The 23230-nt window shown below is 68.0% G+C and carries 27 protein-coding genes; 3 read left to right on the plus strand and 24 right to left on the minus strand.

The annotated features are described in order from the left end of the window. Position 1: 1 nt before the first annotated feature. The 22 genes from FIV50_RS09570 to FIV50_RS09675 form a co-directional block, all read right to left on the minus strand. The gene (locus tag FIV50_RS09570) at positions 2 to 811 is read right to left on the minus strand and encodes an OmpA/MotB family protein (RefSeq protein WP_140037237.1); all 810 of its coding nucleotides are present in this window, start codon (positions 809 to 811) and stop codon (positions 2 to 4) included. Beyond that, entirely contained in the window at positions 808 to 1611 is an 804-nt protein-coding gene (locus FIV50_RS09575) for a motility protein A (RefSeq protein ID WP_308810370.1), read from the minus strand. Before FIV50_RS09575 ends, FIV50_RS09570 begins: the two co-directional genes overlap by 4 nt. Beyond that, positions 1608 to 1823, minus strand: coding sequence for a flagellar FlbD family protein (locus tag FIV50_RS09580; RefSeq protein ID WP_140037238.1), 216 nt, complete (start codon positions 1821 to 1823; stop codon positions 1608 to 1610). The genes FIV50_RS09575 and FIV50_RS09580 overlap by 4 nt, the downstream gene beginning before the upstream one ends. Positions 1824 to 1932: 109 nt before the next feature. Next, positions 1933 to 2535 carry a pyridoxamine 5'-phosphate oxidase family protein gene (locus FIV50_RS09585; RefSeq protein ID WP_181164190.1) on the minus strand — a complete coding sequence of 201 codons (603 nt, stop codon included), beginning with the start codon at positions 2533 to 2535 and terminating at the stop codon, positions 1933 to 1935. Between the two features lie 35 nt (positions 2536 to 2570). Next, positions 2571 to 4538: a heavy metal translocating P-type ATPase gene (locus FIV50_RS09590; protein ID WP_140037240.1), complete on the minus strand. Its 1968-nt coding sequence runs from the start codon at positions 4536 to 4538 to the stop codon at positions 2571 to 2573. A 140-nt stretch (positions 4539 to 4678) separates the two neighbouring features. Further along, positions 4679 to 5845, minus strand: a complete 1167-nt coding sequence (locus tag FIV50_RS09595; RefSeq protein WP_140037241.1) for a flagellar hook protein FlgE — start codon at positions 5843 to 5845, stop codon at positions 4679 to 4681. Positions 5846 to 5876: 31 nt separating this feature from the next. After that, positions 5877 to 6359, minus strand: coding sequence for a flagellar hook capping FlgD N-terminal domain-containing protein (locus tag FIV50_RS09600; protein WP_140037242.1), 483 nt, complete (start codon positions 6357 to 6359; stop codon positions 5877 to 5879). 12 nt (positions 6360 to 6371) lie between these two features. Then, positions 6372 to 7808, minus strand: coding sequence for a hypothetical protein (locus FIV50_RS09605; protein ID WP_140037243.1), 1437 nt, complete (start codon positions 7806 to 7808; stop codon positions 6372 to 6374). Continuing rightward, positions 7805 to 8164, minus strand: a complete 360-nt coding sequence (locus FIV50_RS09610; protein ID WP_140037244.1) for a hypothetical protein — start codon at positions 8162 to 8164, stop codon at positions 7805 to 7807. Before FIV50_RS09610 ends, FIV50_RS09605 begins: the two co-directional genes overlap by 4 nt. Continuing rightward, positions 8161 to 8586, minus strand: a complete 426-nt coding sequence (locus FIV50_RS09615) for a flagellar FliJ family protein (RefSeq protein ID WP_140037245.1) — start codon at positions 8584 to 8586, stop codon at positions 8161 to 8163. Before FIV50_RS09615 ends, FIV50_RS09610 begins: the two co-directional genes overlap by 4 nt. After that, complete coding sequence (locus FIV50_RS09620; protein ID WP_258184204.1) at positions 8583 to 9911, minus strand: FliI/YscN family ATPase; 1329 nt, start codon at positions 9909 to 9911, stop codon at positions 8583 to 8585. Before FIV50_RS09620 ends, FIV50_RS09615 begins: the two co-directional genes overlap by 4 nt. Next, a complete protein-coding gene (locus FIV50_RS09625; protein WP_140037246.1) occupies positions 9908 to 10546 on the minus strand; it encodes a FliH/SctL family protein in 639 nt (212 codons plus the stop codon). The genes FIV50_RS09620 and FIV50_RS09625 overlap by 4 nt, the downstream gene beginning before the upstream one ends. Positions 10547 to 10680: 134 nt before the next feature. Continuing rightward, positions 10681 to 11763: a flagellar motor switch protein FliG gene (fliG, locus tag FIV50_RS09630; RefSeq protein ID WP_258184206.1), complete on the minus strand. Its 1083-nt coding sequence runs from the start codon at positions 11761 to 11763 to the stop codon at positions 10681 to 10683. Then, on the minus strand, positions 11760 to 13400 hold the full coding sequence (gene fliF / locus FIV50_RS09635; protein WP_140037247.1) for a flagellar basal-body MS-ring/collar protein FliF: 1641 nt from the start codon (positions 13398 to 13400) through the stop codon (positions 11760 to 11762). Before fliF ends, fliG begins: the two co-directional genes overlap by 4 nt. A gap of 2 nt (positions 13401 to 13402) precedes the next feature. Beyond that, positions 13403 to 13720 (minus strand): flagellar hook-basal body complex protein FliE, encoded by a 318-nt coding sequence (gene fliE, locus FIV50_RS09640; protein ID WP_140037248.1) that lies wholly within the window; start codon positions 13718 to 13720, stop codon positions 13403 to 13405. Continuing rightward, on the minus strand, positions 13720 to 14112 hold the full coding sequence (gene flgC / locus FIV50_RS09645; RefSeq protein ID WP_140037249.1) for a flagellar basal body rod protein FlgC: 393 nt from the start codon (positions 14110 to 14112) through the stop codon (positions 13720 to 13722). Before flgC ends, fliE begins: the two co-directional genes overlap by 1 nt. Further along, positions 14109 to 14456, minus strand: coding sequence for a flagellar basal body rod protein FlgB (flgB, locus tag FIV50_RS09650; RefSeq protein WP_140037250.1), 348 nt, complete (start codon positions 14454 to 14456; stop codon positions 14109 to 14111). The genes flgC and flgB overlap by 4 nt, the downstream gene beginning before the upstream one ends. A gap of 108 nt (positions 14457 to 14564) precedes the next feature. After that, positions 14565 to 14843, minus strand: coding sequence for a hypothetical protein (locus FIV50_RS09655; protein WP_140037251.1), 279 nt, complete (start codon positions 14841 to 14843; stop codon positions 14565 to 14567). 6 nt (positions 14844 to 14849) lie between these two features. Next, positions 14850 to 15263 (minus strand): flagellar export chaperone FliS, encoded by a 414-nt coding sequence (fliS, locus tag FIV50_RS09660; RefSeq protein ID WP_308810371.1) that lies wholly within the window; start codon positions 15261 to 15263, stop codon positions 14850 to 14852. Positions 15264 to 15303: 40 nt separating this feature from the next. After that, positions 15304 to 16668 carry a flagellar filament capping protein FliD gene (gene fliD / locus FIV50_RS09665; RefSeq protein WP_140037252.1) on the minus strand — a complete coding sequence of 455 codons (1365 nt, stop codon included), beginning with the start codon at positions 16666 to 16668 and terminating at the stop codon, positions 15304 to 15306. Between the two features lie 101 nt (positions 16669 to 16769). Further along, the gene (locus tag FIV50_RS09670; protein ID WP_140037253.1) at positions 16770 to 17597 is read right to left on the minus strand and encodes a flagellin N-terminal helical domain-containing protein; all 828 of its coding nucleotides are present in this window, start codon (positions 17595 to 17597) and stop codon (positions 16770 to 16772) included. Between the two features lie 117 nt (positions 17598 to 17714). Beyond that, positions 17715 to 18572 (minus strand): sigma-70 family RNA polymerase sigma factor, encoded by an 858-nt coding sequence (locus FIV50_RS09675; RefSeq protein WP_258184207.1) that lies wholly within the window; start codon positions 18570 to 18572, stop codon positions 17715 to 17717. A gap of 179 nt (positions 18573 to 18751) precedes the next feature. Between FIV50_RS09675 and FIV50_RS09680 the strand changes: the two genes are divergently transcribed. Genes FIV50_RS09680 through FIV50_RS09690 form a run of 3 tightly spaced genes read left to right on the plus strand, consistent with a single transcriptional unit; the run spans position 18752 to position 20351 of the window. After that, positions 18752 to 19342, plus strand: coding sequence for a sulfite oxidase-like oxidoreductase (locus FIV50_RS09680; protein ID WP_140037255.1), 591 nt, complete (start codon positions 18752 to 18754; stop codon positions 19340 to 19342). Next, the gene (locus FIV50_RS09685; RefSeq protein ID WP_140037256.1) at positions 19339 to 20064 is read left to right on the plus strand and encodes a ferredoxin reductase; all 726 of its coding nucleotides are present in this window, start codon (positions 19339 to 19341) and stop codon (positions 20062 to 20064) included. The genes FIV50_RS09680 and FIV50_RS09685 overlap by 4 nt, the downstream gene beginning before the upstream one ends. After that, a complete protein-coding gene (locus tag FIV50_RS09690; protein WP_140037257.1) occupies positions 20064 to 20351 on the plus strand; it encodes a DUF6510 family protein in 288 nt (95 codons plus the stop codon). Before FIV50_RS09685 ends, FIV50_RS09690 begins: the two co-directional genes overlap by 1 nt. 26 nt (positions 20352 to 20377) lie before the next feature. Here the strand turns inward: FIV50_RS09690 and FIV50_RS17660 are convergent, their stop codons facing one another. After that, positions 20378 to 20692, minus strand: a complete 315-nt coding sequence (locus FIV50_RS17660; RefSeq protein WP_181164191.1) for a DUF6766 family protein — start codon at positions 20690 to 20692, stop codon at positions 20378 to 20380. Between the two features lie 145 nt (positions 20693 to 20837). Next, the gene (locus tag FIV50_RS09700) at positions 20838 to 23216 is read right to left on the minus strand and encodes a glycoside hydrolase family 65 protein (protein ID WP_140037258.1); all 2379 of its coding nucleotides are present in this window, start codon (positions 23214 to 23216) and stop codon (positions 20838 to 20840) included. Between the last annotated feature and the right edge of the window lie 14 nt (positions 23217 to 23230).

Here is a 23230-nt window from a genome sequence, read left to right on the forward strand (position 1 = left end):
CTCATTCGTTCGCGGCAGCCGCGAGCGCGGGGATCAGCGCTCTCACCTGCTCTTCCTCGTTCGACTCGACGACGATGTCGACTCTGCGGTTGCTGGCGAGTGCCTGGGGGCTGTCGCCGGGCACGATGGGTCGAGTGTCGGAGAACGCGGTCGCCTTCACGCGTGGCCCGCCCAGGCCCTCATGCTCGACGAGGAATCGAGCCACCTGGGTCGCGCGCCCTCCCGAGAGCTCCCAGTTGGTCGGAAAGGGGGCGGCCGACACTCTGTGGTCGGCGTGTCCCTCGACGCTGACCGGGTTGTCGACCGTGGCCAGCACGTCGCCGATGTTGTCGAGCACAGCATCCGCCTTGGCCGAGAGATCGGTGCTGTTGTCGGCGAAGAAGGTCTCGGCGCCGACGAGCCCGACCTGGAGTCCCCGATCGTCGATCACGAACTGCACGGTGTCCTGCAATCCCTGGGCTGCCAGCGATGTGCTCATGCGATCACGCAGGCCCACGAGCGTCTCGAACTCGGTTTCCGCACGGGCGGCGAGGTCGACCACGCCGTCGTCGTCCTGCAGCTCGGGCGGCACGATCATGCCCTCTGCCGTGTCGGCGCCGCCCTCGGTGCTCTCCTGCCCGAAACCCGTCGCCAGGCTGTTCGCGAGCATCTCGAACTTCGTCTTGTCGACGTTCGACACCGCGAACAGCACGATGAAGAGGCACATCAGCACGGTCACCATATCGGCGTACGAGACGGCCCAGCGCTCGTCCGGCTCGTCGTGCGAGTCATCCTCATGCCCGCGACCGCGAGCCCGACGGGCTGTGCTCACTGGACGCCCTCTGCCGGCTCCGGCTCACGCTTCTGCTTGCCGGGATTCGGCTTCACGGTCGACAGCGCCTCGAGGCGCTCCTGCAGGAGGTGGGGCGCACTGCCGGCCTGGATCGCGAGCATCGCCTCGGAGACGAGGGTCATCCTCTCGAGCTCGACGGCCCCGATCCTGCCCAGTCGGCCGGCGATCGGGTTCCAGATGAAGTTGGCAGAGAGCAGGCCCCAGAGCGTCGCGACGAAGGCCGCGGCGATCATCGGACCGAGGTGGTCGGGTTCGTCGAGCTTCTCGAGCACGTGGGTCAGCGACACGACCGTGCCGACGATGCCGATGGTCGGCGCATATCCGCCCAAGGAACCGAAGAACTTCGATGCGATACGGCTCCGCGACGATGCGGCGGCGATCTCGTCGTCCATCACCATGCGCAGATCCTCCGCATCGGTTCCGTCCGCGAGCGCCTGGAGCGCCTGCCTCGTGAAGTCGTCCGGTGCGCTGTCGAGCTCCTGCTCGAGCGCGAGCAGACCCTCACCGCGCGCCTTCTCGGCGTAGCCCACGAGGAACGGGATGACCGCCTCCGGCGTCGACTTCGGTCCGCGGACCATGCGGCCCAGGCTCTTCGCCGCGAGGACCGTGTCCCGCAGAGTGTGACTGGCGATGCCCACGCCGATCGTCGACCCGAGCACGAGGATCATCGGCGCGGGAATGAGCAGAGCCTCGAAGCTCGCGCCCTCCATCGTGATCATGGCGACCAGAGCGCCGAACGCCAGGATGACGCCGATGATGAATGCGGGATCCACGGTCACGCCCCCGTCTGCGAGGTCAGAGCGTGGGCCGCACCGAGGACGCGCGCACGGTAGGCGACGATCAGGTCGATCACGACGTCCAGGTCCTCCACGACCACGTACACGCGATCGTCGACCATGTGCAGCGTCGTGTCCGGTGACGCCTGGATACGCTCGATCAGGTCGGGGTTCACCGCGAACCGGGTGCGGTCGAGGCGGGTGACGATGATCATCGGGTGAGGTCTCCGGGCTTCGGACGAGAGGGGGAAGTCTGCGCCGACTATCGCGACGCGGCCCTCCCCCGGTAACCGGTCGGCCGGTCCACTCGTGACGGCCTCCGCGTCAGCGGAACGGAGGGAAGTGCGTGATCGGCAGACGGCGGACAGCCTCGCGAGACTCACGGTGGTTTCGCATCACCGTGTCATCGACGGGTCTCGTCGGCTCCTGGGCGCCGACCGGGTGCTTCGCGATCGCGCTCGCACGCGTTTCGGTACTGCCGTCGGACCTGTCGATGAACCGGCGTCCCGAGACTGAGGTGGGCTCGATGCAGACGTAGTTGTACTTCGCCGTCGGGCTCTGGGACGCCAAGAACTTGACACCCGAATCGTGGATCTCCCGGTCACTGTCGAGGCGCCGCAACCCACCATGGACGACCACGCTCCACTGGAACCCCGATTCCTCGCCGTCGATCTCCAAGGCGACCACCGGATGAAGGATGATCGCTGCGAGCTTCGAACCCGGCGCAGATCGGAAGTAGATCGATCCGTCATAGACGGTGTAGTTCAGGGGGAAGATGTCCGGGGCGCCGTCTCGTCCGGTGATGGCGAGGCGTCCGAAGGACTCGGCCCCGATGTGGCGCCAGCACTCCTCCGTCGGCAGATTCTCGACACCGACGGATGCCTCGACATCAGTCGTGCCCGGGCGTGATTCGGATCCAGCAGTCATGCTCACGTCCGGTCGGCCCTCGTCGCTCGGTGAAATCATGGTTCGTCCTTTCGTTGCTTCCATTCGATACCGACTGCTGACGCACCGGCAGGGCCGAAGGCCCCGCCGAAGCCATCCGTGACGGTGGTGACGGCGGAACGAGTCTTCTCGCGCTCGAGGGTGACGAGTCCGGTGGGTGGACCTCCCAGTGCGCGGAGGGCATAGAGGATCGTCGCGAGGTCGACCGCCTCCTGGACGAGAGCACCCGCGACCGCCGGGATGACCCCCGTCATCGCGATGAGCATGAGCCCCACGCTCAACCCGATGCCGATCCAGATCGCGGTGAGCGCCACCCGCAGTGTGTGTCGTCCGATGGCGACCGCATCGACGACCTTCGTCAACGAATCGACGAGGATGACGACGTCAGCAGCGTCGCCCGCGGCCGTCGCCCCTCGCGCTCCCATCGCGACACCGATGTCGGCGGCCGCCAGCACGGGCGCGTCATTGACTCCGTCGCCGACCATCATCATCGGTCTCGGACGGAGGTCGGCGGCGAGCCTGACCTTCTCGGGCGGGAGGACCTCGGCGTGGACATCGTCGATCCCCACCTCGCCCGCGACGGACTCCGCGGTCGATCGAGCGTCTCCGGTCAGCATCATGATGCGCTCGATGCCGTGAGCGCGGAGCCAGGACACGACCGCGGGCGACTCCGGTCGCGGCGCATCCGCGAGGATGAGGACGCCTCCGAACCGACCGTCGATCGCCACGTAGGCCGCGGCTTCACCCGTCCCGAGGGTCGCGCGCACCGTGTCGGGGGCGAGCGACGTGACGTATGCCGGCTTGCCGACGACGATGGTGCGACCGTCGATGACCGCCACCACCCCGTTGGTCGCGACCTCGCTCGCGTCGTCGGAGCGATGCAGAGCGAGCCCACGTTCGGCAGCGGCGCGGCGGATTCCGTCGGCGAGCACATGTGACGAGTACTGCTCGGCGGATGCCGCGAGCATCAGCAGCTCGTCTGCATCGATCCCGGCGGCTGGGCGCACATCGACGAGGTCGGGTCGCCCCTGTGTGAGAGTGCCCGTCTTGTCGAAGGCCGCGGACCGCACCCGAGCCAGCTGCTCGATCACGGCACCGCCCTTCATGATCGCTCCGGTCTTGGCCGCCCGGGAGAGCCCGCCGAGGAATGCGACGGGAGCCGCGATGAGGAGAGGACACGGGGTTGCGAGCACGAGCACCTCGGCGAATCGCGTCGAGTCACCCGAGATCGCCCACGCGGTGCCGGCCAGCACGAGAGCGACTGCGGTGAACGGAATCGCGAAACGATCCGCGAGACGCACGACCGGGGCGTGCGAATCTTCGGCTGCATGCACGAGCGCCACGATCTGCTGGTACTGACTGTCGACGCTCGAGCGCAGTGCGCGGATCCGAACGGCCCGTGCTCCGTTGATCGCTCCGGACAGCACCTCTCCCCCGGCATCGCGAGCCACCGGCATGCTCTCGCCGGTCAGCGACGATTCGTCGAACTCCCCCGACTCCGAAAGCAGCACGCCGTCGATCGGCACGATCTCGGCCGGACGCACCAGTAGCGTGTCGCCGACCGACACGCTGTCGACCGCGACATCCCGCACCTCCTCCGAGTCCGGTGCCAGCGGATGCACGAGGACATGGGCGATGCGCGGAGACCGATCGAGCAGGGCCGAGAGGTCCCTTTTCGCGCGGCGTCCGGCGAAGTGCTCCAGCGCTTCACCGCCCGCGAGCATCAGGACGATGATGAGCGCCGCGATGTACTCCCCCACCGCAAGCGTGGCGACCATCGCCACGACCGCGAGGATGTCGAGCCCGACGTGCCCGCGAAGCACATCCCGCACCATTCCGATGAGCGTCCAGACGATGAACGCGCCGACATAGGCAGTGGCGATCCATCGTCCGACGGCGTCCATGCCGACGATGTGCAGAGTGAGCACCCCCGCGAGAACCACGGTCGTGATGATGATCACGGGGTACCGCCGGACGAAGCGCATGGCCTCAGTTTCTCGCCCACCCGACCCCAGCGCCAGGGGTTCTGCTTCGCCCTTCGCTTCGCGCGAGCGCGCATCCCCGGGTCGCCGGGGCGTTGCGCACGGAACCCCGGCGCCGTGATCCGGCGCCGGGTCCGTCAGTATCAGCGCTTCAGCTGGGTGAGCTCCTGAAGGACCTCGTCGCTCGTCGTGATGATGCGCGCGTTGGCCTGGAAGCCGCGCTGCGCGACGATCAGGTTGGTGAACTCCTGCGAGAGGTCGACGTTGCTCATCTCCAGCGCACCCGAGACGAGGTTGCCGAACCCGGCCTGTCCCGGCTCGCCCATGCGCACGGCCCCGGAGTTGACGGATGCCCGGTATGCCGTTCCGCCGGCCTTCTCGAGCCCCTCGGGGTTGGCGAACGTCGCCATGGCGATCTTGCCGAGCGTCTGGGTCGCACCGTTGCTGAACGTGCCGACGATGGATCCGTCACCGGTGATGCTGTACGACTTCAACGTGCCGGCGGCCGACCCGTCCTGCTCGGACACGGCGACCGTCGACAGTTCGGCGTAGCCCGTGACCGAACCGAGGTCGACGCTCACAGCGCCGGCGGTGAGTGTGAGGCCCGCTCCGGTCTGCTTGCCGTCGGTGAAGGCCAGCGACCCGGTCGCACCGCTCGCAGGTTCGGTGACGTCCCATCCGGTCGCCGTCTTCGTGAAGGTCAGGCTGAGCGTCGACGGCGTGCCCTGCGCGTCGTAAACGGTGACGTCGCGCACCAGCTCATCGCCGGTCGCGGCCGTCGAGGGAAGGTTGCCGGTGACGGTCGCCGCGGTCGTCGCCTTCGCGGGCGACACCGCATCGAGCGGGAGCACGATGTTGCCCGTCGCCTGGCCGGTGTTGACCACGCCGTCCTGGGCGGACCAGCCCTGCACCACCGAGCCGTCGGCGGTGACCATCTTGCCCGTGGGGTCGAACGAGAATCCGCCCGCGCGGGTGTACAGCGTCTCGCCACCCGACCGGACGGCGAAGAATCCATCACCCGAGATCATCAGGTCGCCTCCTCGGCCGGTCGCCTGCGCCGAGCCCTGCGCGAAGTTGGTGCGCACGCCGGCGACCTGCACGCCGAGACCGACCTGGGCGGGGTTGCGACCACCGACCTCGTCGTCGGGGATGCCGGGGTTGCCGATGAGCTGCGACAGCGAATCCTGGAACAGCACGGACGAGCCCTTAAACCCGGCCGTGTTGACGTTCGCGATGTTGTTGCCGGTGACGTCGAGCATGGTCTGGTGCGAGCGGAGGCCGGAGATTCCGGAGTAGAGCGAGCGGAGCATGGGGTTCTCTCTTCCTGGGGTGAGACGGAGATCAGACTGCGGCGGGGGTGGGCGCAGCGGGGGTGGTCGGTGCCGGGGTGGTCGGCGCGGGGGTGGTCGGAGCGGTGGTGACACCCGTGATGACGTCGAGCGCGACGGTCTTGTCGCCGATGGTCACCTGCGGGACGGGGCCGTCGAACGAGACCTTGGTCACGACGCCCGAGACGGTCTTCCCGTCGGCATCCTTGTAGCTCGCCTCCTGGCCGATGAGGGCGCTCGCCGCCTGACGCATGTTCAGGGCGAACGCCTCGGCGCCGCTGTCGGCGAGTGCCGTCAGCTGCTCCATCATGGCGAGCTGGGTGGTCTGCGAGATCATCTCGTTGGTATCCATCGGGCTCGACGGATCCTGGTGCGTCAGCTGGGTGACCAGGAGTTTGAGGAACACCTCTCCGTCGAGCACCTGCTTGCGGGCTGCGGGGTCGGTGGTGCCTCCCGTGTGGATCGAGCTCGGGGCGCTCACGGCGTCGACAGTCATTCGGTCGTCCTCTCAGGCGAAGATGTCGAGCCCCGCGCCGGAGGTGGCAGAGGGCGTGGTCTGGATGGGGTGGGGAAGATCGGGGGCCTGCTCGACTCCGCGGCGGTGCGCGGGTCGGCCGCGGCTCGCATCGCGATCGCCTGCCCCCTGTCCTGTCGGTGCGTCGCCCGCAGCCTGCTGACCTCGGTCGCCGGAGGCTGAGGCATCCGCGGACGTGCCGTGGTTGACGCTCAGAGTGGCATGCGGCATCACCGCGGCGAGATCACGGCGCAGCTCGACGAGCATGGTGCGCAGCACGTCGCGCCCGGCATCGGTCGCACCGCTGAGCTCGACCTGCACGTCTCCGGATGCCGTGATGTGCGCGCGCACCGTGACGGGGCCGAGACTGTCGGGGTTCACCGTCATCGTGAGCTGGTGGGTGCCCATCGGACGCTGGGCGATGCTCACGACCACCGGTGCGACCTGGGCGGCCACCGCACGATTCGCCGTGGTGGCGGCATCGGGCGACGGCGCAGGGGTGACCGTCGCGACGGAGGGAGCGACCGGCGCGAGCGGGGCCGTCGCGGCCACGGGCTGTGCCCCCTGCGGCTGGTCTCCCGTGTCGCTCGCCATCTGCTGCTCCGCAGAGCCGCCGACCCCGAGTGCGGGGACGCCGACCACGGACGGCAGCGCATTCAGGGGCTGCCGAGAAAGCGGCTCGGGCCGAAGCGCGGCCGCGGTCAGATCGGACGGCAAGGGATCGGCACTGCCGTGGGCTGGCTCCTGAGAAGTCGCCGCTGTGTGAGCACCGACCTCTCGAACCGCGCCCTCGGGTCTGCCCTGCTGCGTCCGGACTTCACCACGCTCACCGACGACGGCTGTCGCGCTCACCGAAGCCGCCGGCGAAGCGGGCCCAGACGCCGGAGTCGAAGTCGGAGGCGACGAAAGCACCGTCTCGGAAGCCCGAGCCGTCTGCAGCGCCGAGTCGGCATCAGCCGGAGCTGCATCTGCTGCATCCGTCGCGACGGCTGCGCTCGCCGGTTCTGCAGGAGTCACCTGGGCCGTGCCAGGCATCGTCTCGGCCATCGCTTCCGGAGCCGTCGCAGCCGGAACCGTGATCTCGGACGTCGTCGCAAGCGGGGCCGTCGCCTGGGGCGTCGTCGCGGAGGGGTCTGGGGTCACCGGAGCCGACCATGCGACCAGGTGAGTCATGGCCGCGATCGCCGCCTGTGGGTCGATCGTGCGGTCTGGTGCCGCTGACGCCACCGCCGTCGGCCCGCTCTGCCGGGCAGGGGCGAGCATCGCCGTGCCCGGGTCCGTCGCTTCGTCGAGCGTCCGACCTGCTGCGGTGAGGGCATCTCCGAACAGCGCACCGGAGTCGGCCGATGCTCGACCCCCGGTGTCCGCCTCGCCGGAACCGGAACTCGCACCGGCACCGGGGATGGTCGCGAGCAGTCCCACCGCGGTCATCCGAGCATCTCCATGATCTTCTGCATCGACGGAGTCGATCCGCCTGCACCCGAGGCGTTCGCCGAGAACAGGGTCTGGAGCGCCGCGATGACGTCGGCGTTCTCTCCGCCGGACGCACCGGTGGCAGCCGACGCCGCAGCGGACTCGGTGGCCGGCGTGGTCGGCGTGGTCTCGGTGGCCGAGGCCGCCTTGGCCGCCTCCAGCACCCCGGCGAACGTCGTCGAGCTGGCCGCCGACGTCTCAGCGGTCGCCTCGGTCGCCGCCGCCGCTGCAGCCGCACGCCCCACCGGATCCAACGACACGATCTGGGTCTCGATCGCGTCGACGCGGGCGATCACCGCTGCGAGCCCGGTCACGCCGCGCTCCCCTCACGTCGTGAGGTGCGCACGACGGCGATCTCATCGAGCGCGGTCTGCTCGGCCGCGAGCTCGGCTTTGGCGGTCTCGACGCGGTGGGTGGTCTCGAGACGCTCGAGCCCTTTCAGATCGCGTCGCGCTTCGACGTGCGCAGATCTCGCCTCGGACTCTGCGCTTCGCCTCATCTCGACCAGCGCCTGCAGATCGCTGAGCGTGCTGCGCCCCGCGGCGCGGGCCGCAGCCATGGCCATCAGCGCCCGAGGATCATCGATCTGCGCGCTGATGTCGGCGAGGCTCGTGATCGCGGTCTGCTCAGCGGTCTCGGCCTGCGCCCGTTCTGCGCTCGCCCGCGAGAGGTGCTCGGCGGCGACACGCTCCTGGGCGCCGCGCACGCGCAGCAGACCAGCCAGTGGGAAGGTCATGGGGTGAGTCCTCCGAAGTCGGTGGTGAGGGCGGCGAGCTGCTGCCAGGAGTCGTCGGATGAGGCGAAGTCGTCCATGCTCTGGGTGAGGAAACGAGAGATCGCACCCTCATGAGTGAGCGCGGCATCGACCATCGGATTTGCTCCCTGTCGATAGGCGCCGATCTCGATCAGGTCGTTCGCGCTGCGCCGGGCCGCCAGCACGCTGCGCAGCGTCACTGCGTGCTGACGCTGCTCCGGTGTGGTGATCTTCGACACGACCCGAGACACCGACCCGAGCACGTCGACGGCCGGAAAGTGCCCACGGATCGCGAGCGCTCTGTCGAGCACCACGTGCCCGTCGAGGATTCCTCTGGCGGCATCCGCGATCGGCTCATTGTGGTCGTCGCCGTCGACGAGAACCGTGTAGAGACCGGTGATCGACCCGGCGGGCCCCGTTCCGGCACGCTCGAGCAGCCGGGCCAGCACCGAGAACGTCGATGGCGGATATCCCCGGGTGGCGGGCGGTTCGCCGGCGCTCAACCCGATCTCGCGCTGCGCCATGGCGACGCGCGTCAACGAGTCCATCATCAGCACCACGTCGAGCCCGTCATCACGGAAGCCCTCCGCGATCCGCGTGGCGACGAACGCCGAGCGCAGCCGTGCCATCGCCGGCTGGTCCGAGGTCGCGACGATCACCACCGAGCGCGCCAGCCCCTCGGGCCCCAGGTCGTCTTCGAGGAACTCCCGCACCTCGCGACCACGCTCACCGACGAGGGCGATGACGTTCACATCTGCGGTGGACCCGCGGGCGATCATCGACATCAGCGAAGACTTGCCCACACCCGACCCCGCGAAGAGGCCGAGGCGCTGCCCCGATCCCACGGGTGTCATCGTGTCGAGCACGCGCACGCCGAGTCCGAGCTGCCTGTCGATGCGCTGGCGGTCCATCACGCTCGGCGCATCGTGATCGAGTGAGACGAGAGCGGCGCTCCTGTCGAGCGGCCCCTTGCCGTCGATCGGTCGACCGAGGCCGTCGAGCACGCGTCCGAGCAGCGCTCGTCCCGTCGGCACCTGCAGCGGAGCTCCCCCGTGTCGCACTCGGGCACGAGCGGTGATGCCATCGAGCCTGCCGAGGGGCATGCAGCGGGCGGAAGCTCCGTCGACGGCGACGATCTCGGCGTCGACCGGGCGGCCATCCACCGCGTCGATGCGGATGCGGTCGCCCACCGCGCCGTCGATGCCGAGCACCTCCACGCCGAGTCCTCGCACCGCTTTCACCGTGCCGGAGCGCTCGGGGCGCGCGGCGGAGAGGGCGCGCTGCCACGACCTCGTCTCGGTGATCACAGGAGAACCTCGGCGTCCTGGTCGTCACCGTCGAGTGCTGCGGCCGCGCGGGCGAGCGCCGCGGAGATGCGCGTGTCGACCGCACCGTTCTCGATCTCCACCAGTGCGCCGCCGTTGTCCACGGCATGAGAGGCCGAGATCCGGATGCCGCGGAGTGCCTCGATCGTCGATGCCTCCTCCTGCAGGACACCGGCATCCTGCATGCTGAAGGCGACGTGAGTCCACCTGTCCGCCGGCATCTCGGCCAGGGCCCGCCGAAGCGCGTGAGCGGCGGACCGCGCAGGATCCGACAGCTCCGCTCCGAGAATCGACGTGGCCAGCACCACCGCGAGCTCCTCGATGCGGTCGGCAGCGAGCGTGCTCAGCTCGTCGATGCGATGGTCGAGCGCCGCCTGCGCAGTCTCCAACGCGCGCAGACCCGAGCCTCGCTCGTGCAGGTACAGCTCCTGGAGTTCCTGCATCCGCTGCTGCTGCGCTGCGCGCTGCGCCTCTCCCTCGTCGAGCGCGAGTCTGCGCCCCTCGGCGAAACCGTCGGCATAGCCGCGAGTGCGAGCGCGGTCAGCTTCGCCGCGGAGGTCGATGGGAGTTTCGCCGACGCGCGGCACCATCAGCGGCGTGAAGGCGGAATCGAGCACGGCGGACACCTCGGAATCGAAGGGCGAGGCCTGTCCGTGGCCCGTAGGTCGAGCGATCCGTGCTCCTCGCCCACTATCGCGACGTCCGTCTGCAGCCGTAACCGCCGCCGCCGAATCACCTGCCGTCAGAGGGATCACTCGATGAGCTCATCCTCGTCTTCACGCGAGATCGTGATCTCCTCCGCGGCCTCCAGGTCGCGGATGATGCGCACGATCTCGGCGCGGGCCTCGTCGACCTGACGCATGCGCACGGGGCCCAGCACTCGAGTCTCCTCGGCGAGGTTCTCCTGATTGCGCTCGGTCATGTTGCCCTTGACCTTGTCGGTGATCTGCTCGTCGGCGCCCTTCAGCGCGAGCGCGAGCATGCGAAGGTCGATCCCGCGCAGCACCCGCTGGGCATCGCGGTCTTCGAGGCGAGCGATGTCGGCGAACGTGACCATGCGGCTGCGGATGTCCTCGGCCAGCGCCAGGTCGCGCCCCTCGAGGCTCGCGAGCAGCGACTTCTCGAGGGCGGTGTCCGACCTGTTGATGATCTCGACGAGAGGCTGCACGCCGCCGATCGACTCGTGGTTGTCGCGCATCGCGAAGACGCCGGTGCGCGAGCGCAGCGAGTCGGCGACGATCGAGATCGCCTCCTGGGTCGCAGTGCCCATCGTCGCGATCGCCTGCGCGACATCGGTGCGCAACGGGTCCTGCAGAGCGGCCAGCACGGCCGCCGCGCGATCGGCTCGCAGATTCGCCAGCACCACCGCGACCGTGGTCGGCAGCTCGCCCTCGATGATCGTGGCGAGCTGGGCCGGGTCGGCCGCGTTGAGGAAGTCGAACGACACCGAGCCCTGCGACATCACCCGGCCGACCATCCCGACCGCCTTCTCGCGCCCGAACGCCGTCTCGAGCAGTCCCGTGGCGAGTTCCTGACCGCCGCGCGACGGCAGCGAGCCGCCGGTGGCGATGCGTCGGAACTCCGCGAGGGCGCGAGCCGTCGAGGCGACGTCCACTCCCCCGAGCTGCGTCAGCTCGGCCGCGAGCATCTCGGAGCGCTCCTCGCCGAGGTGACGCAGCACTTCGGCGCTGGCAGCGCGGTCCATGTTCATCAGCACGATCGCGGCCTTGCGAAGGCCGCTCATCTCGGGCGCGGAAACAGCTGCGGGTGCGACGACGGTCGAGACCTCGACGGTGTCCGCCTGCGCGTCCAGCAACTCGGTCAGTGCGCTCATACCGTCGCCTCGTCCATCAGGTCGGCCAGTGCGCTGGCGATGGTGTCGGGTTCGCGCTTCGCCAGATCATCGATCTCGCGCCGTCTGCGCTCGACCAACACCTTGTCCGGTTCCGGCTCGTCATCGGGGTCTACCGATGCCGATGGCAGCAGCGTGGTGGGTGCCGGCGCGACGAGCGCCTCCGATTCCTTCAGCCCCCTGAGAGAGCGGAGCTTCTGCTCCTCGTTCTCGGTGACCGTGGCGAAGTACTCGATGGGGCCGTCTTCGGTGTACAGCACTCGGCGCTTCATCTTGCGGCGCACGACGAGGAAGATGATCAGGATGATCACGGCCAGCAGGATCGATCCGCCGATGATCGCCGACCGCAGCAGCTCCTGCTGCATCTGCGCCTCACGCTCGGCCTCCGCCGCCGCGAGTGCGGTCGCCGCCGCCGTCGCTCCTGCCTCGTTGAACTCGACGAACTCGACGGCGATCTCGTCGCCGCGCTCGACATCGATGCCGGCGGCCGATGCCACGAGCGATTCGATCTGATTCGCCGTCACTCCGGTGACGGTTCCCCGGTTCAGCGCGATGCTGACCGTCTGCCGCGTCACCTCTCCTGCGGGGGTGATGGTCTTCTCCGTCGACTTGTTCACGGCGTTGTTGCGCGATGTCTCCTCGAACTCGTAGGCGCCGGTGCCGTCTGCGTTGTTCGGGACCGCGATGTTGTCGGGGCCGAGCACGCCGGTGCCACCGGCCTGACCGCCGTTGTAGGTCTCCGTCTTGGTCTCCTCCGACGCGCTCAGCTCGCCCTCGGGGGCCGAGTACGTCTCGTCCATGCGCTCCGACGTGGAGTTCGCGACATCGGCCGAGACCGTCACGGTGGCGTTGCCGGGCCCGACGATCGTCTCGAGCATCTTGCTGACCGATGCGGCGACCTTCGCCTCGTGCTCCGTCGCCTGCTTCGACGAGTTGCCGGTGAGTCCGGCACCGACAGCCGAGAGCACTCGGCCGTCCTGATCGGTCACAGCGACGTTCTCCGGGGTCATTCCCGGCACGGCGGCGCTCGTGAGGTGCACGATGGCCTCGATCTTCTCGTCGCTGAGGGACGATCCGTTGCGGGTCTTCACGAACACGGATGCGGTCGGGCTCTGTCGCTCCGACACGAAGACGCTCTCCTCGGGGATCGCGAGCTGCACCGACGCGGTGGAGATGCCCTCCATCGCGCCGATCGTGCCCGCCAGCTCGCCCTCGATGGCGCGCTTGTAGGTGACCGACTGCTGGAACTCGCTCGCCGTCACCCCCATGTCGTCGAGCAGCGTATAGCCCTCGCTCGTATCGCCGGGAAGACCTGCGGATGCCGCTGCGAGACGCTGCGGGTACACCTGATCGTCGGGCACGAGGATGGTCGCGCCACCCTCGGTGAGCTCGTAGCCCACGCCCGCCGACTTCAGCTGCTCGACGACGGCCGAGGCGTCGCCCGCGCTCAGACCGGTGAACAGCGGACTCATCTGCGGCTTGGTGAGCCACGCGCCGAGCGCGATGGCCCCCATCACGAGCAGCGCGACGCCGATGATGGCGATCGTGCGCTGTGCGAGCGTGAATCCTGAGACGACCAGCTTCGCGCGGTCGTAGTAGCTCGTGAGCATCTTGGGCATCGTCAGGCCTGCATCCTCATGATCTCGTTGAACGCCGAGACGCTGCGATCACGCACGGCGACCACCAGATCGAGCGTCACGGAGGCGCGCGTCGAGGCGATCATGGCCTGATGGATGTCCTGCAGGTCGCCGGTCACCGCCTGCACTGCCAGTTCGTTCGACGACGACTGCAGCTGCTGGAGGTTCTCCACGGCACCCGAGAGCGACGTCGCGAAGGTGTTCCCCGATGCCGACGCACCGGCTGCCTCCGGACCCGTCTCGAAGCTGAGCGGCGCGAGCGGCGTGACGCCTGCTGCGGTGACGGCCTCGACGCCCGACATCAGTTGCGGCCGATCTGCAGTGCGGCCTCATAGGTCGTCTTCGCCCGATCGACGACAGCCGAGTTCGCCTCGTATCCGCGCTGCGCGAGGATCAGCATGCTCATCTGGTCGCCGAGCTCGACGTTCGGGTACTGCACGTAGCCGTCCTCGTTCGCGTAGGGGTGCTCGGGGTCGTACACGAGCTTGGCCTCGGCATCGGATTCGACGACGCCTGCGACGTACACGCCAGGGCTCTCCGTGCCGGCCTGCACAGTGACGAACTTCTCTCGAAAGGCGTCCTGCCCCGCAGGGGTGGCCGTGTTCACGTTCGCGATGTTGTCGCTGAGCGCGTCGAGCCACTTGCGGTGCGCGGTCAGGCCGGTGCCGGCGATGCCGATCGCGTCGAAGGTCATGCGGAGGCCTGCCCGATCGCCTTGGTGATCGACGACGCCTGGCCGCCGATCGCCTGACTCGCGAACTGGAACCGCAGCACCGTGTCGATGTTCGACAGGGTCTCGGTGTCGAGATTGACGTTGTTACCGTTCAACCTGGTCGGCTCGAGCGATCGCTCGACCGTCGCGCCGACAGTGCCGGAACCGCTGTCGACGGCGGAGCGCAGCTCGTCCTCGAACCGGACGCGCTGGGCCTGGTAGCCGGGCGTATTGACGTTGGCGATGTTCTCGGCGATCGAGCGTTGGCGCAGAGCCAGCCCATCGAGGGCGCTGATCAGCGCAGAGGAGGTGACGGAATCGAGCACGGGGGCACTCCGGACGTTGGTGGAGAGGCCGATCCCTGGCCAATCGTCGAGCGATCCGTGCTCTGTGTGGACTATCGCGACAGGTGAGCGGTCACGTAACCGCGATGCTCAACCCTCGACGTCGAGATACGCGGGTGCGTCGGTTCTGGAGGTCGGCACCCGCCGCAGTGCGGCGATCTCCCGCGCGACGTGAGCGCGGGAGGTGACGAGTCCGCCGATCATGAGCTGCTGGCGCGCGAGCACAGCTTCGGCGCGCTCGCGCAGCTCCTCCGGCACGGGACCGGGAGGCGCGTCGAAGGACTGCTCATCGAGCTGCTCGTCGGCAGCGTCGAGAGCCCGCTCGAACTGATCGAGCACCGTCAGCCAGGCCGAGAGGTTGTCGGACACGGGCGTTCAGGCCATTGCCGTGATGGGCGTCTGCGTGCCCGAGGTGATCGCCGCGGCCGCCGCATGCCAGGCCTCGCGCAGCGGAACGACGAGATCGCGGCATTCTGCGGTGGCCACCCGATCACGAGCGATGTTCGCGGTGATCAGGCGGCCCGTGAGGTAGGTGTACAGGCCACGCAGCTCTGCGGACCCGTCCCACTCATCGGTGAGGGAGCTGTTCAGCTCGGCGACGATCTGCTGCGCGTGCATGAGGTGATTCCCCGCAGCCGCCCAGTCTCCGGACTCCTGCGAAGCGTCTGCGCGCTCGATGTCGACCAGCAGGCGATCGTAGAGCAGCACGAGGAGTCGTTCCGGCGTGGCCGAGGCGACCTGCTGCTCGAGGTACTGCTGTTTGGCGCGGTCGAGAGAGGTGATGGGCATGGTTCTGGTCTCCGATGCGATGGTGGTGGCGGTGCTCAGGTCACGACGTCGTCGTGTTGTTGAGGCCTGCGAGCTGCGAAGTGAGCCACGACGACTGCGACTGCAGCTTCGACAGCTGGACCTCGAGCTGCGCATAGGTGCGCTCGAGCGTCGCCTGCCTCTGCTCCAGCCGGACGTCCCATCGCTCGACCTGGGTCTTGAGAGTCTTGACCTCGGTCTCCTGACCCGTGATGCGCTGAGTGAGCAGCCCGTCGTACTTGTCGGAGTACTGATCGGTGACGCCTTCGACGCGTCCGGCGATCGCCGAGAAGAGCTCCTGAGTCTTCTCTGGGTCCTCGGCGAGGGCCTTGCCGAACTTCTCGGCATCGAACGAGAGCACGCCCTTGTCGCTGATCGAGATTCCGATCGTCGACGGCGAGACTCCGTCGACCGGATGCTGCATCGCGTTCGCGAGAGCGCCGCGGAGGTTGCGAACGGTGCTGTCTCCGGTGAACACGCCGAGCGTGGTGGACTCGCCCACTTCTCCGACCGTCGCCTTCGATCCGTTGTCGATGCGGGTCAGCAGTGCGGCGATCTCCTTGACATACGTCTCGGCGGTCGTGGTCTGCTTCTTCGCATCCCGAGCCACAGTCACGGTCACAGGATCAGCACTGGGCTTCGTGACCGTGACCTCGATGCCCTCCCCCACGCTGATCGTGTTGCTGGCGCTGTTCAGCGTCTGCTCTGCGCTGGTCCCGGCGAACAGACGGATGCGGGCGTCCGCCCCCTGGGTGATGACGGCGGCACCGGGCTCGGCGCCGAGATCCGTCGAGGTGCCTGCGGCGACGTCGGCCGCCGTGCCCCTGTGCACGGTGAACTCACCGGCCGCACCGGTCTCGATGGAGGTGAGCTGGATGCGCGACAGCGGCTTGCCGTCGGCATCCGTTCCTGCCGGGACGACGGTGGCACTGACTCCGGCCTTCGAGGCGTTGATCGCCTTCGCGAGATCCTGCGGCCCGGTGCCGAGCGGGGTGACCTCGATCGCCTCGCCGTCTGAGCCGACGAGAGTGAAGGCACCGCCCCACGCCGTGGATCCTCCGGAAGCCGTGACGATGGAGTGCGACGTGGCGACGGCATCGACCACGATGTCCGTCGAGAACGCGGTGGCTTTCGCGCCGGCCGTCACCGTGACGGTCTCGGACGACGAGGAGGCCGTGAACGAGGCAAGGGAGGAGGGTGCCGCGGCGGTCTTGGCCTTGGCGACGAGCTCCTGCAGCGTCGTGTTGAGCGACTGCAGGTTCGTGATGATCGAGTTGCGGTCCGCGATCTTGTTCGTGATGAGCGTCTTCGGGATCGCCGAGACGTCCATGAGCGCTTTGATGAGCTCTTCGGTCTTGAGCCCTGATACGAGTCCGTCGAGTTTCATCCCGGTCGTCTTCCGTGCGGTGTGGTCGGGGGGTCCTACAGGAAGGCGCCCGAACGGAGGTGACTCCGCCCGGGCGCCTGATGCGCCTCAGGCGCAGCGACTCAACGGAGAAGCTGCAGGACGCCCTGGCCCGACTGGTTCGCCTGCGCGAGCATGGCGGTGCCGGCCTGCTGCAGGATGTTCGAGGCGGTGTACTTGACCATCTCGGCCGCCATGTCGGTGTCCGCGATGCGGCTCTTCGCTGCGGCCAGGTTCTCGGCCGAGACCTGCAGCGAGTTGATCGTCGACTCGAAGCGGTTCTGCGAGGCACCGAGCCCCGCACGAGCTGTCGAAACGCCCGTGATCTCGGCGTCGACGGCGGCGATCGTGGTGAGAGCAACATCCGAGTCAGCGACACCCAGCGCCTTGATGCGGTCACCGAGGCCGGAGAAGTCGGTCAGCGCGACCGTGATCTGGTCCTCGGCTCCGACCGAGCCGGCACCGACCTGGAACGTCAGGTCGGCTGAGGTGCCGTCGAGCAGCTTGATGCCGTTGAAGTTCGTGCTTTCGGCGACACGGGTGAGCTCGTCACCCAGAGCGTCGATCTCGGTCTTGATGGCGTCGCGCGAGTCGACGTTGTTCGAGTCGTTACCGGCCTGGACGGCGAGGTCACGAACGCGCTGCAGGATCGAGTGGACCTCGGTGAGCGCGCCTTCTGCGGTCTGGATGACCGAGATGCCGTCCTGAGCGTTGCGGGCTGCGACGTTCAGGCCGTTGACCTGCGACCGCAGGCCCTCGGAGATGGCGAGGCCGGCGGCGTCATCGGCAGCGCGGTTGATGCGCAGACCGCTCGAGAGCTTCTCGAGCGACTTCGAGACGTCGTTCTGGTTGACAGAGAGGTTGCGGTACGCGTTGAGTGCACCGACGTTGGTTGCGATCTGAAGACCCATGAGAATTCCTCCGTGGTTATGGGGCTGGACGCGGGCCCATCCGTGGGCCTGCACAACCGACATTCGCGACATGCGCCGCCTACGTAACCACCGGCGGAGAAGATTCGGGCGGTCGTGTCACACGGCGGCGAGGAGCTCGCTCGACCGGTCGCGGGTCTCGACGCGGATCGGGCCGAACAGGGTCTCGAAGAACTCCGCGCGCGCCTTGGTCGATCGGTCGCCTGTCGTGCCGTTCTCCCAGGCCTCCATGGCCTCGCGCATCAGGGCGAGACCGCGCGAGCGGACCTTCGACACGTACGCGTGGCTGACCTCGAGCTCTTCGGCGATGTCCTTGACCATCCGGTCTTCGAGGTAGATCCCGCGGACGACCTGCCGCATCGCCGCCGGCAGCGCGTCGATGACGCGATTCACCATGGCCCGCATCTCCGACTGCTCGACCGCGTGCTCGGGCAGGATGACACTGTCGGTGAGGTCGGCTGCCTGACGCCCGGTCTCGACGTCGAAGTGCTCCTCGAAGCTGGTCGCGGTCCGCACCATCTCGTCGAGCTTCATCATCTCGGCCACGACCTCGACCGTGAATCCCGACTCTCGTGCGAGTTCCGCGGTGGTCGCGACGCGGCCGGTGCGCGCGAGCACGGTCTCGGCGGCGACCCGCACGCGTTCGATCTTGTCGCGACTGCGTTCGCCGGCCGGGTCTGCTCGACGCATCTCCGACAGCATCGCCCAGTTGATCTGACTGCTCGCGAAGGCGCCGAACGGAATGCCGCGCGCCGGGTCATATGACATCGCGGCGCGGGCGAGGCCCAGGCGCGCGGCGGAGAGCAGATCGTCGAGGTCGACGTGCGTCGCCGATCTTGCCTTCTCCACAGCCAGGAAGGTCGCGAGCGGCATGTTGTCGCGCGCCAGCTTCTCGGGCGAGGCGGGAATGTCGTCAGGCTGAGTGGAATCAGCAGAAACAGCGAAACTACTCAGCAATGTGACTCCGTGGCTTGAACAACTGTTTTACGAGTGAAGCTAGCACGAAGCACACGTTTATGAGTAAAAAATGATTAAGGCGCGCCGATCCGCAGTCGCCCTAGAATCGGTCCCACACGGCAGGTGCCTCCCGCGAACGGAGTCGGGAGCCCGCTCCGACCGAACGAAAGAAGACGATCATGGGTGTGATCTCCCGCGGTTTCGGAGCACGGCGACGTGAGTCGGACGACCGCCTCCCCCCGGGCCAGTACCTCACCGAGGACTTCCCTGTGCTCTCGGCGGGGCCGACGCCGCGCGTCTCCACCGACTCGTGGGAGTTCGCCGTGGTCGGTCTCGACGGCATCCGCCGCACCTGGTCGTGGGACGAGCTGCAGGCGCTCCCCATCGACACCATCACGACAGACATCCACTGCGTGACCCGTTGGTCGAAGCTCGGGACCCAGTGGCGGGGAGTCTCGCTCGATCACCTGCTGCAGGATGCGGGAGACGGCGATTTCACGCGGGTGTTCTCGTACGGCGGATACACGACGAACGTTCCTCGTGCCGACCTCACTGACGGCAAGGCGTGGATCGCGTTCGAGTTCGAGGGCCAGCCGCTCGAGGCAGAGCACGGCGGACCCGCACGGCTGCTCGTCCCCCACCTCTACTTCTGGAAGTCCGCCAAGTGGGTGCACGGTCTGGACCTGCTCGAGAACGACGAACCAGGATTCTGGGAGCAGAACGGCTACAACATGTACGGAGATCCCTGGAAAGAGGAGCGCTACTGGTGACTTCCGCACCGCTGTGGCTGGTCGCCAGAGTCGTCGAGACGCGGAACCCCACACCCCACGGTCGCGTACTTCAGCTGCGGGTCGACGGGTGGCCGGGGAATCTGGCGGGTCAGCACGTCGATCTGCGCCTGACCGCAGAAGACGGGTATCAGGCGGTCAGGTCGTACTCCCTCGCATCGTCCGGTGACGGCGACCTGCTCGAGCTCGCCGTCGATGAGGTGCCCGAGGGAGAGGTCTCTCCGTATCTCGTCGAGGATGTGCGCGCGGGAGACGAGCTGGAGGTCCGTGGTCCGATCGGCGCCTACTTCGTGTGGACCTCCGCTCAGACGGAGCCCGTGCAGCTGATCGCCGGCGGGTCTGGGATCGTTCCGCTCGTCGCGATGGCGAGGCAGCATGCGCGTGCAGGCAGCTCGGCACCGATGCGATTGCTGTACGCGGTGCGCTCGGCCGGCGACGCGTTCTACGCAGGCGAACTCGACGACCTCGCCGACGGCGCCTTCTTCGTCGACTGGGCATACAGCCGATCGGCTCCGACAGGCTCCGCCCGACCAGCCGGCAGGGTGGATGCCGCGACGATCGCGAGCTCGACCATCCCCGCCACAGAGCACCCTTCGGTCTATGTCTGCGGGCCGACGGGCTTCGTCGAGGCGGTCGCAGACCTGCTCGTCGCGGCAGGGCATCCGCCCGAACGGATCCGCACAGAGCGCTTCGGAGGTGCCTGATGAACGCTGCCCACCCCGGCCATCGCACGAGAGTCGACGGCAACGCCGCAGGCGGGATGCTGCTCGAGCTCTTCGGCAGGGACATGACCACCGCGCGAGCGGCATGCGCGCACTGCGACCGGGAAGCCGAGCTCGCCGATGCGATCGCCGAGCTCGATCCCGCGGGAGTCATCCTCCTCTGCCGCGGATGCGGTCGTACACTGCTGACCTGTCTGCGCGACGACGGAAGGGTCACCCTCGTGATCGGCGGTCTGGGTCGGCTGCGGTGGAGCGCCGATCAGCACTAGCGAGCTGAGCCGGAGCACTTCCCTCGCTAATCGGACTCGACGCTGCTCACGTGATGGGGCACGCCGACGGGCTTCGACTCGCTCGAGCCGCGCTGCCGCAGATAGATCGAGAAGGCGACCATTGCGCCGACGGCGAGGAACTCCGACTGCCAGTTCTGCAATGTGCGATTCCAGAACTCCGCAGATACGACGTAGTCGATCCACGTCTCCGGTGGCAGGCCGTGCTGAGCCAGCTCCTGGTTGTTGTAGGCGTGTCCCGCGATCGACTGCCCGATCAGGCTGAACGCGAAGATCGCGAGGAAGACGAGGCTGAGTCCCCCATCTCTGACGAAGCGACGCATCTCGTTCACCTTCCCATCAGAGGCAGGGCGATCATGGTCGCCAGCCCGACGACGATGATGAGCGTCCATGACCAGAACGCCATGCGCATCGATGCGCGACCAATAGACGAACCCGACATGATTGTCTCCTCTCTCTCAGTGCCGGTCAGACGGTGAACGCCTCGAGAGCCGGTCGTGGCGCTCGCCCTCGAGGCTGCTGGGGCCGCGGCCCGCGCGACTGCAGTGGTGGAATACCGCTGGTGACGGGATGTCCGGCGTCGAGCGTCACCTGCTCGTCGTAGTGGGTGATGGTGAGCGGGTCACCCGAGGCGAGCCGGTAGGTGACCTCCGCCTGGCCTACGTCTACGCGGAGGATGCATCCGTGGATGCGCACCCCGAACTCGAGCCTGTCGATCTCGGGCGGAAGACGCGGGCGGAATCGCATGCCGCTGTCACTGTCGCGCATCCCCCCGAAGCCGGCGGTGATGGCCGTCCAGACCCCCGCGAGAGCGGCGACATGAAGCCCCTGACCGGTGTTGCCATGAAGGTCGTCGAGATCGAGTGTCGCGACCTCGGCGAGGTAGTCGAGCGCGAGATCGAGGTGGCCGACCTCTGCGGCGACCACGGCCTGCGCCGCCGCAGACAGCGATGAGTCCCGTACCGTGACCGCCTCGTAGTAGTCGAACGCACGCGCCTTCTGCTCCGCGGTGAACGCCTCGTGCGAGAAGAAGAGGGCGAGCACCAGGTCGGCCTGCTTCACCACCTGCTTGCGGTAGAGATCGAAGTACGGAAAATGGTCGTGCAGCAGATACTCGTCCGGTGTCGTCGACTCGAAGTCCCACGGTTCGAGGTCGGTGAAACCGGCGGATTGCGGGTGCACGCCCCGCTCGGCGTCGAACGGAACGGTCATCGACGAGGCTGCGAGTTCCCACCTCGCGATCTCGTCGTCTGCGATCTCGAGCTCCGACGCGACATCCGAATGCCGTCGGGCAGCGGCCGCCGCCCCTCGCAGGTTCTTCTGGGCTGCGAGGTTCGTGAACACGTTGTCATTCGCGATCGCGGAGTACTCGTCGGGGCCCGTCACGCCGTCGATGTGAAAACCGCCGTGCGTATCCCAGCGACCGAGAGAGACCCACAGGCGCGCGGTCTCGGCGAGGATCTCAAGGCCTACCTCTCGCTCGAATACGACGTCGCCCGTGGCCCTCACGTAGTGCAGAACCGCTCCCGCCACATCGGCGTTGATGTGGAACGCGGCCGTGCTGGCGGGCCAGTAGCCGGACGACTCTCTGCCGTCGATGGTTCTCCACGGCAGAGCGGCGCCCGTCAGGTGCAGCTGCTTCGCCCGGGCACGAGCGCGGTCGAGCACGGAATGCCGCCACCGCAGCGCCTGCTCGGCGGCGTGCGGGAGGGTGGAAGTGAGAACCGGGAGCACGAACGCCTCGAAGTCCCAGAAGGTGTGTCCTTCGTAGCCCGACCCCGTCAGCCCCTTTCCCGGCACGGAGCGCAGCTCCATGCGCACGGACGCCTGGAACACCTGGAAGAGCGCGAATCGCACAGCCTGCTGAAGCCGCGGTGGCCCCTCGAGGCGCACGTCGGCGCACTCCCAGAACTCGTCCAGCCGAGCCCGCTGTTCAGCGACAACAGTCTCCCAACCGGCACGCAGCGCGTCTCCGACCGCGGTCTCCGCTCTGTCGCGCAGCGCTGCAGTCGAGAGGTCGGACGAGAACTCGTGGCCGACCATCTTGACGATCTCCAGCGTCTCCCCTGCGCCCAGAGATGCGCGAACCGTGGTGCGTGCGCGGTCGCCTTCGGCATCGACGTCCGTCTCGACACTCGGCTCGCTTCCGGCGAGACCGCTCACGCGATGTTCCATCGCGACCGCGGTGGTGAGTCCGCTCTTCCTGGTGCGGTGCACGAGGGTTGCGGCTCCCCCGTCGGCGGCGGAGACCACCTCCTCGAGCGGCTCGCTCAGGAGCTCCTGAACGCGGGGGTCGTCGTGGGTGATCGGCAGAGGCTCGTTCGCGAGCAGCTCGGACACGATGGTCACCTCGGCCGGAGCATCGAGCGCCTGCACTCTGTACCGCACCGCCGCGACGGAGCGGTGCGTGAACGAGACGATCCTCGTCGAGCGGATCCGGACGCGCCCACCGACGGGACTGGTCCACTCGACCTCGCGTTCGAGCGTCCCCGCGCGGAAGTCCAGACGACGGGTGTGCGACTCGAGCGTTCCCCGGCGGACGTCGAACGGCTCGTCGCCGACCGTCAGCCGGATGAGTTGGCCGTTGGAGGCGTTGATCACGCTCTGCCCGCATTCGGGATATCCGTACCCCTCTTCGGCGTACGGCATGGGGTGCTCTTCGAACAGGCCGTTGAGGTAGCTGCCCGCGACCCCGCGCGGGTCGCCCTCGTCGAGGTTTCCGCGCCAGCCCACATGGCCGTTCGAGAGTCCGAAGACGGACTCCTCGTGGGCGAGGTTCTCGATGTCGATGCCGTCGGCACCGATGCTCCACTCGTCGATATCGAATCGCGGCCGCGTCCTGCACATGGGCTCCTCTTTCG

The organism is Microbacterium foliorum (genome assembly GCF_006385575.1).
GTDB classification, from domain to species: Bacteria; Actinomycetota; Actinomycetes; order Actinomycetales; family Microbacteriaceae; genus Microbacterium; species Microbacterium foliorum_B.